Annotated in this window: 11 protein-coding genes; 3 read left to right on the top strand and 8 right to left on the bottom strand. The window is 68.5% G+C overall.

The window, feature by feature from the left end:
* Nucleotides 1–137: 137 nt before the first annotated feature.
* The 5 genes from AC3A3X_RS01640 to AC3A3X_RS01620 all read right to left on the bottom strand — a co-directional run bounded on the left by AC3A3X_RS01640 (nt 138) and on the right by AC3A3X_RS01620 (nt 5,267).
* Nucleotides 138–1,058 carry a 5'-nucleotidase, lipoprotein e(P4) family gene (locus AC3A3X_RS01640; protein ID WP_487581303.1) on the bottom strand — a complete coding sequence of 307 codons (921 nt, stop codon included), beginning with the start codon at nt 1,056–1,058 and terminating at the stop codon, nt 138–140.
* Between the two features lie 68 nt (nt 1,059–1,126).
* On the bottom strand, nt 1,127–1,618 hold the full coding sequence (locus AC3A3X_RS01635; RefSeq protein WP_487581302.1) for a GNAT family N-acetyltransferase: 492 nt from the start codon (nt 1,616–1,618) through the stop codon (nt 1,127–1,129).
* Between the two features lie 108 nt (nt 1,619–1,726).
* Nucleotides 1,727–2,740 (bottom strand): transporter, encoded by a 1,014-nt coding sequence (locus tag AC3A3X_RS01630; RefSeq protein WP_487581301.1) that lies wholly within the window; start codon nt 2,738–2,740, stop codon nt 1,727–1,729.
* 47 nt (nt 2,741–2,787) lie between these two features.
* Nucleotides 2,788–3,177 carry an SMU1112c/YaeR family gloxylase I-like metalloprotein gene (gloA2, locus tag AC3A3X_RS01625; protein ID WP_487581300.1) on the bottom strand — a complete coding sequence of 130 codons (390 nt, stop codon included), beginning with the start codon at nt 3,175–3,177 and terminating at the stop codon, nt 2,788–2,790.
* A 110-nt stretch (nt 3,178–3,287) separates the two neighbouring features.
* Nucleotides 3,288–5,267: a UvrD-helicase domain-containing protein gene (locus AC3A3X_RS01620; protein WP_487581299.1), complete on the bottom strand. Its 1,980-nt coding sequence runs from the start codon at nt 5,265–5,267 to the stop codon at nt 3,288–3,290.
* 224 nt (nt 5,268–5,491) lie between these two features.
* On the opposite strand from AC3A3X_RS01620, the gene AC3A3X_RS01615 reads away from it, so the two are divergent.
* From AC3A3X_RS01615 to AC3A3X_RS01605, 3 genes are all read left to right on the top strand, one after another.
* Complete coding sequence (locus AC3A3X_RS01615) at nt 5,492–6,223, top strand: SEL1-like repeat protein (protein WP_487581298.1); 732 nt, start codon at nt 5,492–5,494, stop codon at nt 6,221–6,223.
* Nucleotides 6,224–6,326: 103 nt separating this feature from the next.
* Nucleotides 6,327–7,202, top strand: a complete 876-nt coding sequence (locus AC3A3X_RS01610; protein ID WP_487581297.1) for a methylglyoxal synthase — start codon at nt 6,327–6,329, stop codon at nt 7,200–7,202.
* 255 nt (nt 7,203–7,457) lie between these two features.
* Entirely contained in the window at nt 7,458–8,078 is a 621-nt protein-coding gene (locus AC3A3X_RS01605) for a thymidine kinase (protein WP_487581296.1), read from the top strand.
* An 85-nt stretch (nt 8,079–8,163) separates the two neighbouring features.
* Here AC3A3X_RS01605 and AC3A3X_RS01600 read toward each other — a convergent pair whose 3' ends face one another.
* The 3 genes from AC3A3X_RS01600 to mutM form a co-directional block, all read right to left on the bottom strand.
* The gene (locus AC3A3X_RS01600) at nt 8,164–10,995 is read right to left on the bottom strand and encodes a serine/threonine-protein kinase (protein WP_487581295.1); all 2,832 of its coding nucleotides are present in this window, start codon (nt 10,993–10,995) and stop codon (nt 8,164–8,166) included.
* 21 nt (nt 10,996–11,016) lie between these two features.
* Nucleotides 11,017–11,580: an ECF-type sigma factor gene (locus tag AC3A3X_RS01595; protein WP_158731879.1), complete on the bottom strand. Its 564-nt coding sequence runs from the start codon at nt 11,578–11,580 to the stop codon at nt 11,017–11,019.
* Between the two features lie 266 nt (nt 11,581–11,846).
* Nucleotides 11,847–12,659, bottom strand: a complete 813-nt coding sequence (mutM, locus tag AC3A3X_RS01590) for a bifunctional DNA-formamidopyrimidine glycosylase/DNA-(apurinic or apyrimidinic site) lyase (RefSeq protein WP_487581294.1) — start codon at nt 12,657–12,659, stop codon at nt 11,847–11,849.
* Between the last annotated feature and the right edge of the window lie 27 nt (nt 12,660–12,686).

Here is a 12,686-nt window from a genome sequence, read left to right as displayed (position 1 = left end):
GCTCCGGCTCGCGCCGGACGGAGGGCAGACTAACCGCCCTCCCGAGTTAATGCAATACTTGAAGAAACTCGACGTAACACGTTGATTTTACGTTGCGGCTCGATGCTGCGCTGCGCCAGCGATCCCCGCGGACCGCTTTACGGCGCCACGTCCAACGCCGCCCGCTTGGCGGCGCGGCGCGCTTCCAGCGGCTGCGACCAATCGTTGTTGAACGTCGCCGGCTCCCACGAGCCGTAGCTCGGGTTGGGCAGCATCCACCAGCGTTCTCCGAACCAGTCGCCGTACTCGTCGAGCAGTTGATCGCGGCCTTCGCGCGTGTTGGCCACGACCTGGACGAAGTCGCCGAGCTGGTCGCCGAACTGCATCAGCACGCGGTACTGCTGGCCGGCCAGCTGGCGGCGGCAGTTCTTCTCGCTGCCGTTCTGCTCGCAGCCGTCGAGCAACGTGCCCAGGCCGAGGAATACGCTGTCGTCCTTGACCGGCATGCCGACCGCCTTGAGGTTGGCGATGGTCGCGTCCTTCAGGTGCACCGCGCGGTTGGACAGATAGAGGATGGTCACGCCCTTGGCGGCGGCGGCCTTGGCGAACTCGACCACGCCGGGCACCGGCTTGGCCTTCTTCTCGGCGACCCAGGCATCCCAGCTGACTTCGTCGTACGCCTTGCCATCGCGCACCAGGCGCGCCTGGTACGGCGAGTTGTCGAGCACGGTTTCATCGACGTCCATGATCACCGCGGGTTTCAGGCCCGCGGCGGCGTTGCCGCGCTCGGCGGGCACCAGCGCGTCCCAGTGCTTCTCGGTCAGTGCAACGCCGAGCTTGTCGGCCGCGGCGCGGTAGACGGTGGTGGTGGCCGCGCGGTACTCGGCCGAGGCCTGCATCCACAGCACCGCATTGAGATTGTCGTCGGCCGTGACCGCTGCAGGCTTCGTCGTCGCTGCGGCGCCGGCCGCGGCGACAGCGGATGGCTCGGCCTTGGGTGCAGGCGCGGGTGCGCGCTGGCAGGCAGCCAGTGCGAGTGCGCAGGCGAGAGCGGACAGGGTGAAGGCGCACTGTTTCATTGCGGTCGCTGGTGTCTGGTCGGGCGGCGAGTGTAGCCGAGCCAGGCGCAGGCGCGATGACACCGCCGTCAGGGCGTGGCGACCTGCAGCGAGACCTGCTTGCGACCGTCGGCGACCCACTGCTGTCCCACTTCGGCGAAACCGAATCCGGCATGGAAACGGCGCGACGCTTCGTTGGACGGCACCGTGTAGAACTCGCACGTCACCGCGTCGATCCCGCTGCTGCGGGCGAAGTCGAACAGGTCGCGATAAAGCCTGGCGCCCAGTCCTTGGCCCTGGTGCGATTGCGCGACCACGACGCGATCGACATAGAGAAAGCGCGGGTAGCGAGCGGCGAACCACAGGTAGTTGGGGCTGTCGTACTGCGCACCTTCGCGGAACGCGAGGAGGAAGGCGACGACGCGGTCGCCTTCGCACAACACGCGGTGATAGGCCGATTGCGCATCGAGCCGCAGCAGCCGTGCCGCATCGAGCGGGCTGAGCATCTCCTCCGATGCGAGGTTCAGCGCCAGGATCGCAGGGTGGTCGCCGGCCTGGGCCGGACGCAGGACGAGGTCCATGGAGAGCTTCGCAGGGCAGGGCGTTCCATGGTGCCGCAGCAACCGGCGCGGAGGAAACCATCGACAAGGGCCGCGTCGACAAGGACCACGCCGGGAAGGGACGCGCCGCTAGTCGCGCGACCTGCCGAAGGCCAGCCACGCCAGCAGCACGGTCAGGATCACCAGGGTCACGACGATCACGGCAAAGCCGTCGGTGCTCTGCAAGGGAATGCCGCCCACGTTCATGCCAAACAGGCCGGCAATCATGTTGACCGGCAGCGCCAGCACGGTAACCACGGTCAGCACGAACAGGGTGCGGCCGGTCTGCTCGTTGACCAGTGCGGCCAGCTCTTCCTGGATCAGCTTCACCCGCTCCACCAGGGCGGCCGAGTCACCGATCGCGGTGGAGAACTCCTCGGCGGCCTGTTGCAGGTCCTGCAGGTCTTCGTCGCTGAACCACTCTGGCGGGCGGTTGAGCAGGCGGAACAGCGCGGTGGGTTCCGGCGCAAGCAGGCGCTGCAGGCGCACCAGCGAGCGCCGCAACGTGCCCAGTTCGGTGCGATCGGTCGAGATCCGGTTGGCGAGCAGGCGGTCCTCGATGCGATCCACGCGCGTGGTCGACTTGCGCAGGATGTCGCCGAGTACGCTGGCCTGGTCGCGCAGCAGATGGGCCAGCAGTTCGACCGGCGAGCGGAAGGTCTGTCCGGCACGTACCGCCGAGCGCAGCTGGTCGACCGAGCGCAACGGCCGCAACCGGGCGCTGACCAGCACACGCGGGCCGATGCAGATGCTGGTCGTGCCGACCTCTGACGCATCGAATGCGGATTCGAACAGGACGTCGTGGATCACCGCGACCAGGAAGCCGGCATCCTGTTCCAGCCGGGTCGAACCAACCTCGCTGCGCAGCGAGTCGTAGAAGGCGTCGGGCAGGTCGAGGTGGCGGTGCAGGTAGCGCTCCGAACCGGTGTTCGACAGCGAGAAGTGCAGCCAGACGAACGCATCGTCCGGATCGTCGCCTTCCTGTGCAAGGAACGCCGCGACCGCGTCGGTGCTGATCGACTGGGCCGCTTGCCCCGGCGCGAAGCGATATCCCCAGATCAGGCCATGTTCGTTGGAGCCGTAGCTGGTGTCGGTGATGCGCATCGTTGCCGGCCAGGTGAGGTGTGCGCTGGATTATGCGCGGTTCGCATTCAACCGGCCTCGTACAGCTCGATCGGGAGGTCGTCCGGATCGGCGAAGAAGGTGAACCGCCGGCCGGTGTACTCGTCGATGCGAATGGGCTCCACGGCGATGCCCTGTGCCTGCAGTTCCTCGGCCGCCGCGGTGACATCGGCCACCGCGAAGGCGAGGTGACGCAGGCCCCGGGCCTCGGGGTACGACGGACGTGGCGGCGGCGAAGGGAAGGAGAACAGTTCCAGCTGTCCGCCATCAGGCAGGGCCAGATCGAGCTTCCACGAGTCCCGCGCCTGGCGATGCACCTCGGCCAGCACGCGCAGGCCGAGCACCTGGGTGTAGAAGTGCTTCGAGCGCGCGTAGTCGGCGCAGATGATGGCGACGTGGTGGATCCGGGTGAGCTGCATTCCTGTCTCCCCGTAGGAGCGAGCTTGCTCGCGACAAGCCGAGCTTTCTTGCGACAAGCCGGCGGCGGATACGTGGGATCGCGAGCAAGCTCGCTCCTACCGTTTGTGTGCTATTCGCCCAGAAGTGCGCGGATCGCGGCGAACCCGGCCACGGCACGCTCCTGCTTGCGCGCCGCATCGGCCACCGGGTCGGCACCGTCGCGCTGGATCTCGGCGACGGGGAGTTCCTCGAAGAAGCGGCTCGGCTGCAGGCGGATCTTGTCGCCCCAGCGCTGAGTCTCGCGCGAGTGCGACAGCCACAGTTGCTCCTTGGCGCGGGTGATGCCGACGTAGAGCAGGCGTCGCTCTTCTTCCAGGCTGCCTTCCTCCAGCGCCATCTCGTGCGGCAGCGTGCCGTCTTCCATGCCGACGATGAAGACGTAGCGGAACTCCAGACCCTTGGCGCCGTGCAGCGACATCAACCGCACCTGGTTGCCGGCGTCGCCCTTGTCGGCATGCGACAGCAGCGCCAGCTGCGCGGCCAGTTCGCCAGGGCCGGAATTCTTGCCGCCGTCGAACCAGTCGGCCAGTTCTTCCAGGTTCTCCTTGCGGCGCTGGAAGGTGGCATCGTCCTTGCACTGGGCGCGGATCGCGGCGAGCAGGCCGCTCTTCTCGGCCAGCACGCGCACCAGCTCGGACGGCGGGATCTTGAACGCCTCGCCGCGCAGGTGGCGGATGATGTTGACGAAGCCATCGAGTGCGTTGCCGGCACGCGGCGCCAGTTGCTTGAGCATGCCGATCTGCTCGGCCGCGCGCGACATCGGCATGCCGGCGTGCTGCGCCATCTCGGCCAGCTTTGACAGCGTGGTCGCGCCGACTTCACGCTTCGGCGATTGCACCGCACGCAGGAACGCCGCGTCGTCATCGGGATTGGCGATTAACCTCAACCACGCTAGCGCGTCCTTGACTTCGCCGCGCTCGAGGAAGGCGGTGCCACCCGAGAGGTGGTAGGGCACGCGCAGCAACTGCAACGCCTTCTCCAGCGCACGGCTCTGGTGGTTGCCGCGGAACAGGATGCAGAAGTCGCTCCACGGCGCCTGCCTGGCGGCGGCGAGGAAGTGGATCTCGGCGGCGACCTTCTCGGCTTCGTGCGCGTTGTCGCGGCACTCCCAGACACGGATGCGCTCGCCGTCGGCCTGGTCGCTCCACAGCGTCTTGGGGTGCTCGTGCGGGTTGTGCGCGATCAGCGCGTTGGCGGTGCGCAGCACGCGGTTGGAGCAGCGGTAGTTCTGCTCGAGCTTGATGATCTGCAACGCCGGGTAATCCTTGCCCAGGTTGAGCAGGTTGTCCGGGTTGGCGCCGCGCCAGGCGTAGATCGACTGGTCGTCGTCGCCCACGCAGGTGAACAGGCCCTTGTCGCCGGCCAGCGCCTTGAGCAAGCGGTACTGGGCGTCGTTGGTGTCCTGGCACTCGTCGACGAGCAGGTAGCCGATGCGCTCGCGCCACGCCAGGCGCACGTCCTCGTCGCCTTCCAGGATCTGCACCGGCAGGCGGATCAGGTCGTCGAAGTCGACCGCATTGAACGTCGACAGGCGCGCCTGGTAACGCTGGTACAGCAGCGCCGCTTCCATCTCGCGCGGGCTCTGCGACGCAGCCAGGGCCTCATCGGGCGAGAGGCCGGCATTCTTGGCGCGCGAAATGAGATTTCGCGCGTTGTCGATGACGTCGTTCTTGCTGCCCGGCGGCAGCAGGTCCTTGATCTGCGCGGCGCTGTCGTCGCTGTCGAACACCGAGAAGCCGCGACGCAGGCCGACCTTGGCGTGGTCGATCTGCAAAAAACGCAGCCCCAGCGCATGGAACGTGCACACGGTCAGGCCTTCGGCGGCGTCGCCCTTGATGCGCTTGGCGACGCGCTCCTTCATTTCCTTCGCCGACTTGTTGGTGAAGGTGATCGCGGCGATGCGCTTGGCCGGCATCCGCCCGGAAGCGATCAGGTGCGCGATCTTCTCGACGATGACGCGGGTCTTGCCGCTGCCTGCTCCGGCGAGCACCAGCAAGGGGCCGTCGGTGTGCAGGACGGCAGCGCGTTGGGGAGGATTTAGACCGTGCATTGAAGGCTGTTTGCTGCCGCGGTTGCGGCGGCGTATTGTGCCGTAACCGTCCCCTTGCGAGGCGGTGCTCTTCGGCTCGAGGCCCTTCGCCCCCGTCAGGCGCGATCCCGGTCACGGGCAGCTTCAAGGCGGCGCGTTCAAGGCGGCGCGCTCCAGGCAGCGAGAAAGCCGCCAGAACCGGACAGGTCCTGATCCCGGCGCTCCACAACATGGAGGAGGCAGTCATGGAATTGCTGATCGCAATGGCAATGGGCGCGGCTCTGGCGACAGGTCCCGCGGCGCCGCAGCAGGTGGAAGGCACCCAGGCGGTCGTGGCCACGACCGACGCGATGACCGGGCGGGAGTACGGCGAGCGCACGCGCATGTCCAACACCCATCCCAACGAGTTGTGGCGGCTGTACGGCAGCGCTGCCGCCGCCCAGGGCGACTGGGCGGGCGCCATGGCCGACTTCCGCCGCGCCGCCAGCTTTGGCGACAAGTACTCGCAGCACCGCATCAGCCTGCTGTACTGGCATGGCGTGGGCGTCGACCGCGATCCCGCGTTGGCGTACGCCTGGGCCGACCTGGCCGCCGAGCGCATGTACCCCAGTTTCGTGATCCTGCGCGAGAAGATGTGGGAGCAGTTGAGCCAGGCCGAGCGTGACCGCGCGCTGCTGGTAGGGCAGGACATCTACGCCCAGTACGGCGACGAAGTGGCCAAGCCGCGCCTGCAACGCGCCCTCACCCACGGCAAACGCCAGATCACCGGAAGCCGCACCGGTCACGTCGGCTCGCTCAGCGCCGAAGCCCCGCGGAGTGTCTACGATTACGTGAAAGGCATCGGTCGCGATTCGGTCGACCTGACGCCGATGTTTGCCTCCTGGCGCTGGGACACCAAGAAGTACTGGGCGGTGGAAGACGCGATCTGGAGCTACGGCAACGTCGAGATCGGCCCGGTCAGCCAAGACAAGGATTGATCGCGACGCCTGTACGCAAAACCCCTAATGTAGTGGCCACCCTGCCGGCGATCGGGCACGCCTGAGCGCCGGCACGCGGCTTCCATATTTCAGGGGACCCTCCATGCGCCTGGGCCTGGCGGCCAACCGCCTGCATCACCTCAGCGAAGACGCGGCGCTGTTCCGCTGGCTGCGCGCCTGCGAGTCCGGCATCCGCGAACTGCAGATCAGCCTGCACGTGGTCGGGCGGACGTACGACGCCATCGTCGCCGCCGGCATGCTGACCGGGTACCCGGGCCTGCGCCGCTACCCGTACGGGCGCGAGGGCGGCCTGATGAAGCTGGTGGCGGAGGTGGTCGGCGTCGATCTCGACGAGCGCACGCTCGATGGCGCGATCTACCTGATCGACCCGGTCGATCCCTCGTCGGTGTTTCCCGAAGCGGCCGCGCTCAAGCGCCAGTGCGTGATCCACGGCAAGCCCTACATCACCACCGTCGCCTCGGCCCGCGACTGGGTCGAACTGGAGCGCATCCGCGCCGGCCTCCTTCCCGACCCCGCCGCTGACCGCCTCCACGATTTCGAGGGGCAGACACTGGCGCTGATCGCCCACGATGCGATGAAGCCGCAGATGATGGCCTTCGCCGCCGAGAACTTCGATCTGCTCTCGCGCTTCGCCCGCCGTGTCGCCACCGGCACCACCGGACAGCGCCTGAACGAGTTGGCCTGGAGCCGCGGCTGGCCGCAGGGGCGGTCGTGGGTGCATCGCTACCAGAGCGGCCCGATGGGCGGCGATGCGCAGATCGCCGACCTGGTGCTGGAGCGGCGCTGCCAGCGCGCGATCTTCTTCGAGGATCCACACGTGGCGCGCCAGCACGAGGCCGACATCCAGTTGCTCGAGCGCGCGGTGACCACCGTGACCGACGAAGCGGTGTGCATCACCGCCCCGGCCGTGGCCCAGCGCTGGGCGAGTGCGGCAACCGAGCGCGCCACGCGCCGCTAACCTCCCCCTCATCCCAAACCACCCCGTCATCCCGGCGAACGCCGGGATCCAGGCCCGCACCCTTCCCGCCCTGTCACCGTCATCCCGGCGAAAGCCGGGACCCATCTTGATCCACCAGCAGACGGCGCAAAGCCAACGTCCCTGGATCCCCGCCTTCGCGGGGATGACGGTCCAGGGGGTGACGACGATGAAATGGACTCCCGCCTTCGCGCGAATGCCGATGATGCAGTTGCCAGCACCCCTTAAACTGCCCCCATGGCCAAGCTCTATTTCTATTATTCGGCGATGAACGCCGGCAAGACCACGACGCTGCTGCAGTCGGCGCACAACTACCGCGAGCGCGGCATGCGCGTGGCGATCCTCACCCCGCGCCTGGACGACCGCGCCGGCAGCGGCACGGTGGCGTCACGCATCGGCCTGCGCGCCGATGGCATCGCCTTCGAGCGCGACGACGACCTGGAAGCCATCGTCCGCGCCGACATCCTCGCCCACGGCCCGCTGCACTGCGTGCTGGTCGACGAAGCGCAGTTCCTGAACCGGGCGCAGGTCTGGCAGCTGAGCGAAGTGGTCGATGCGCTGCGCATCCCGGTGCTGTGCTACGGGCTGCGCACCGACTTCCGCGGTGAACTGTTCGAAGGCAGCCAGTACCTGCTGGCCTGGGCCGACGAGCTGACCGAGATCAAGACCATCTGCCACAGCGGCAAGAAGGCGACGATGGTGGTGCGCGTGGATGCGCAAGGCCGTGCGGTGCACGAAGGGCCGCAGGTCGAGATCGGCGGCAACGACCGCTACATCTCGGTGTCGCGCGCGGAGTACAAGAAGATCATGCGCGGTGAAGGCACGATCGAGCCGGCGCAGCAGTCGCTGCCTCTCTGACCGGCTTGGTAGGAGCGAGCTTGCTCGCGACCACGTCGCCGCTACGACCACGCCTGATCGCGAGCAAGCTCGCTCCTACGATGCACTAGCCGCAGCCGCGCACGATCGCCCCGACCTCCCGCGGGATCGCCCCGCCGTCGGGCTGCGCCGTTTTCAACTGCTCCTGCAAGGTATCCAGCCGCGCCAGCGCCGGCTCCCGATCCGGTCCATGGCAGCGCAACTGCGCCGCATACGCCTGCGCGCGCCAGGCCGTGCGGCGAAGGTCGCGGTCGCTGTGCGGCATGCCCGCGAGCGCATCGAGCCGGAGCAATGCGCTGTCGTCGCCTTCGAGCGCCTGTTGCCGTGCCAGCGCCAGTTCCGCTTCGCGCGTGTTCGGGTGGGTGGCGCCATAGCCGCTGCGGGTCAGCGTGACCGCTTGCGCCAGGTGGGCCATGCCCTGTTCGCGTTGTCCCAGGGAAATCTCGATCTGGCCGAGCAGGCGATCGGTGTCGCCGAGCAGCGGATGGCGCGGGCCCATCTGCGCCAGGCGCAACTCGCGCGCCTCCTGCACGGCCTTGAGCGCGGCGCGATCGCGGCCCACCGCATGCAGCACGCGGGCCTGGTCGTACAGCGCGTCGCCCAGATGGGCATTGTCGTTCTGCCGGCGCGCGATCACCACCGCGCGCTGCAACGCGGTCAGCGCGGTCGAGATTTCGCCACGCTCCCACGCGACCTGGCCCAGGCGCCGTTGCAGTCCGCCCAGTTCGATCATGCCGCGACGGATCTCGGCCGCATCGACACCGGCCGGCGCCAGCCGCCGCTGCAGCGCGGCGATGGCCGCACGCAGTTCGGTCTCGGCCTGGCGGTAGTTACCTTGGTCGATGTGCAGCATCGCCATCTGCCGGCGCAACGACAGCGTCACCGGATGCTGGGCGCCATAGACCTCCAGGGCGATGGCGAAGGCCTCGCTGGCCTCGCGTTCAGCGGCATCGACCTGGCCCAGTCCCTGCCGCAGCGACGCCACGCGGCTGCCGATCTCGGCCAGCAGGGCATGGCGCTCGCCGACCTTCTGCCGCAGCTGCGTGCGTGCCTTGCCGTAGCCCTGCAATGCGGCACCGGTCTGGCCGGCGTCGGCCTGCAGGTTGGCCAGGTCGATCAGGTTCTCGACCGTGCCGACTTCGTCGCGGTCGTCGCGGCGCAGTGTCAGTGAGCGTTCGAACAACAGGCGCGCGCCCTGCAGCTCGCCGTTGTCGCGGCGGCAGCGTCCGAACTGCGAATAGTATTCGCTGATCTGCGGCGGCAGCTGCGCCTGTTCGCGCCGCGCCGTATTCAGTGCCGGCAGCATCAGGTCGATGCATTGCCGCGGTTCACCGAGCAGGCGCAACGCCTGGCCGCGCTGGGTCAGCGATTCGATCTGCAGGCTCACCGGGATGTCGCTGGTGCTGGCGATCACGCCGGCTTGGCGGTTCAACAGCACCAGCGCCTCGCGATAGTCGCCCAGACCGATGCGCAGGCGCGCGATCACGCCCAGCAGTTCGGCGCGCGCGCGCGGCTGTCGCGCCAGCTCGCGATTGCCGCGCGCAAGCGAGCCGTCGAGCAGGCCGCGCAGATCCAGCGCCTGGCCTTCCGGCGTACCGCGTGCGGTTTCGAACACGCCGACCATGAAGTCCTGCATCGCCTGCGCGCGACCGGCTTCGGCCACCGCCTGCCGGCCCTGCCAGGCGACGATGGCCAGCGCCGCGCTGAGCACGACGGCGATCAAGCTGCCGGAGGCCAGCGACCAGCGATGGCGGCGCAGGTATTTGCCGAACCGGTAGCCGACGCTTTGCGGCCGTGCCTGCACCGGGCGACCGGCCTCGTAGCGGGTCAGGTCCAGGGCCAGCGCTTCGACTGAGGGATAGCGCTGTTCGGGGCGCTTGGACAGGGTCTTGAGGACGATGTTGTCGAGGTCGCCGGCGAGCATGCGGGCCTGCCGGCGCAGCCCGTGCACGTCGGCGCCGCTGTCCTCGCTCCGGTGCAGCAGCATCTGCGAGGGGCGCTGCGGGTCGGCGGCGAGGATCGCTTCCTCCCACTCGGCATCGGTCTGTCGCTTGAGGCGGTAGGGCTTGGTGTCGGTGAGCAGCTCGAACAGCACCACGCCCAGTGCGTACACGTCGGTCATGGTCGTGACCGGCTCGCCGCGCACCTGTTCCGGCGCGGCGTAGTGCAGGGTGAAGGCGCGCACGCCGGTGCGCGTCTGCTCGACCATCGGTGCATCGGAGTCGAGCAGCTTGGCGATGCCGAAGTCGAGCAGGCGCACGTCGCCGCTGGGCGTGACCAGGATGTTGGACGGCTTGAGGTCGCGGTGGACGATCAGGTTGGCGTGGGCGTGGCTGACCGCATCGCAGATCTGGTGGAACATCCGCAGCCGCTGCTCGATCGGCAGCTGGTGGTTGCGGCAGTAGTCGGTGATCGGTTCGCCTTCGACGAACTCCAGCGCCAGGTAGGGCAGGCCGTCGCTGGTGACGCCGGCATCGAGCAGGCGCGCGATGTGCGGATGTGCCAGGCGCGCCAGGATCTGCCGCTCGCGCGAGAAGCGCACGCGCAGGTTGCTGTCGGCCAGGCCCGGGCGCAGCAGCTTGAGCGCGACGCGGCGCTGGTAGAGGCCGTCGGCGCGCGCGGCCAGCCACACCTGGCCCATGCCGCCTTCGCCCAGCAGCCGCTCGAGCTTGTACGGGCCGACCTCGGCACCGGCGCGCAGGCCGGCGAGCGGGGCGATCAGCGGTTCGGAAAGGAAATCCTCGTGATGCTCATCGAGGGTGATCAGCGTCTGCAGTTCGTCGGCCAGCGCCGGGTCTTCCTCGCGCAGGCGTTGCAGGCGCTGTTCGCGCGCCTGGTCGTCGAGCTCGAACAGCGCGTCGAGCAGCGGGGATATCCGTTGCCAGCGCTCGGTGTCCACGGGGCTGCCCCTGGGCGGGCCTCAGGAGTCTTTCAGCGACGCCAGCAGGAACAGCCGCGCCTTCTGCCAGTCGCGGCGGATGCTGCGCTCCGAGCGCTCCAGCAGCGCGGCGATCTCCAGCTCCGACAGGCCCGCGAAATACCTCAATTCCACCACCTGGGCCAGGCGCGGATCGACCGCGGCCAGCTTGGTCAGTGCGGTGTCCAGGCCGAGTGTGTCCTCGTCCAGGCGCAGGCCGCCTTCGACATCGTCGGGCAGTTCGGTGACACGGTGCAGGTCGCCGCCACGCTTCTGCGCCAGGCGCTGGCGAGCGTAGTCGACCACCACCGAACGCATGGCGGAGGCGGCATAGGCGAAGAAATGCGCGCGGTCGTCGAACTGCGCTTCACGCCGGCCGATCAGCTTGAGGTAGGCCTCGTGCACGAGCGCGGTGGCATCGAGCGTCTGCCCGTGCTGGCCGGCGAGCTGGCGCCGCGCCATGGTGTGCAGTTCCTGGTAGAGGGTGGCCAGGACGCGGTCGAGCGCGCCACGGTCGCCTTCACGTGCAGCATCCAGCAGCAATGTGATATCGGCAGTTTCGGCCATAGGGAGCCCCCTCCGCAGTGGCCGGACTATAACGCGTTTCGCTGTTTTTCCCTGTGCAGGCGGCGGCCCTCACCCCAACCCGCGCCCCGGCCCGGGCGCACAGCGCCCGGGCGTTCGAGGACACGCGAGCCAATGGCTCGCAAGCGGTGTCCTCTCACCCCGCAAGCGGGAGAGGGGCTAATGCTGTCACCAGAAGAGGGGCGTCTGCTGTTCCTTCTCCCGCTTGCGGGAGAAGGTGCCCGAAGGGCGGATGAGGGCGCTCTTGCTCATCTCTGGCAAGTTCCGCACCAAACCGTCGCCCGCTGCCCGATCGCCGCCTGTTTCAACGGTCGCCCGCATCGCGGGCAGGGCTCACCACCGCGCCCATAAGCCGACAGTTCCTGCTCGAAATACCCCGGCGCACCGTCCGGACTGATGAAGTCGCGCAGGGTCGTGCCACCCCGGTCGATGGCATGGCCGAGGATGCGGCGGATCTGTTCGGCCAGTTGCCGGTAGCGCTCGCGCGATACCTTGCCGGCCGCCCGCAGCGGCGACACGCCGGCGGCGAACAGCGCCTCGGCGACATAGATGTTGCCGACCCCGACCACCACCTTCTGGTCCATCAGGAAGGTCTTCACCGGCGCGCTGCGGCCACGGCTGAGTGCGAACAGGTAATCGCCGTCGAAGCCGTCCGACAGCGGTTCCGGGCCCAGGCCGGCCAACAGTTCGTGGACTTCATCCGGGCCCTGCCAGAGCAGGCTGCCGAAGCGGCGCGGGTCGTTGAAGCGCAGCACCTGGCCCGAGTCCAGGGCCAGGTCGACGTGGTCGTGGGCGCGCACCGGGGTGTCGGCCGGCAGCACCCGCAGGCTGCCGGACATGCCCAGGTGCAGCAGCGCGCTGCCGGCGACCGTGTCGAGCAGCAGGTACTTGGCGCGGCGCCGGACCTGGTCGATGCGCTGGCCGGGCAGGAGCTGGCGGATCTCGTCAGGGATCGGCCAGCGCAGGTCGGGCCGGCGCAGGGTGGCGGTGACCACGCGACGGCCTTCGACGTGCGGTGCCAGGCCGCGACGGGTGGTTTCTACTTCGGGCAACTCGGGCATGTGACCAGCGTACTATCCGGACATCCG

The organism is Lysobacter sp. Soil_N_23 (genome assembly GCF_057656135.1).
The sequence above is the reverse complement of the archived record's forward strand: the minus strand, read 5'-3'. Positions and strand labels throughout refer to the sequence as shown.

Coding starts and splice junctions, on each gene's coding strand:
- AC3A3X_RS01640 (WP_487581303.1), bottom strand. CDS start 1,058: ATGAAACAGTGCGCCTTCACCCTGTCCGCTCTCGCCTGCGCACTCGCA.
- AC3A3X_RS01635 (WP_487581302.1), bottom strand. CDS start 1,618: ATGGACCTCGTCCTGCGTCCGGCCCAGGCCGGCGACCACCCTGCGATC.
- AC3A3X_RS01630 (WP_487581301.1), bottom strand. CDS start 2,740: ATGCGCATCACCGACACCAGCTACGGCTCCAACGAACATGGCCTGATC.
- gloA2 (WP_487581300.1), bottom strand. CDS start 3,177: ATGCAGCTCACCCGGATCCACCACGTCGCCATCATCTGCGCCGACTAC.
- AC3A3X_RS01620 (WP_487581299.1), bottom strand. CDS start 5,267: ATGCACGGTCTAAATCCTCCCCAACGCGCTGCCGTCCTGCACACCGAC.
- AC3A3X_RS01615 (WP_487581298.1), top strand. CDS start 5,492: ATGGAATTGCTGATCGCAATGGCAATGGGCGCGGCTCTGGCGACAGGT.
- AC3A3X_RS01610 (WP_487581297.1), top strand. CDS start 6,327: ATGCGCCTGGGCCTGGCGGCCAACCGCCTGCATCACCTCAGCGAAGAC.
- AC3A3X_RS01605 (WP_487581296.1), top strand. CDS start 7,458: ATGGCCAAGCTCTATTTCTATTATTCGGCGATGAACGCCGGCAAGACC.
- AC3A3X_RS01595 (WP_158731879.1), bottom strand. CDS start 11,580: ATGGCCGAAACTGCCGATATCACATTGCTGCTGGATGCTGCACGTGAA.
- mutM (WP_487581294.1), bottom strand. CDS start 12,659: ATGCCCGAGTTGCCCGAAGTAGAAACCACCCGTCGCGGCCTGGCACCG.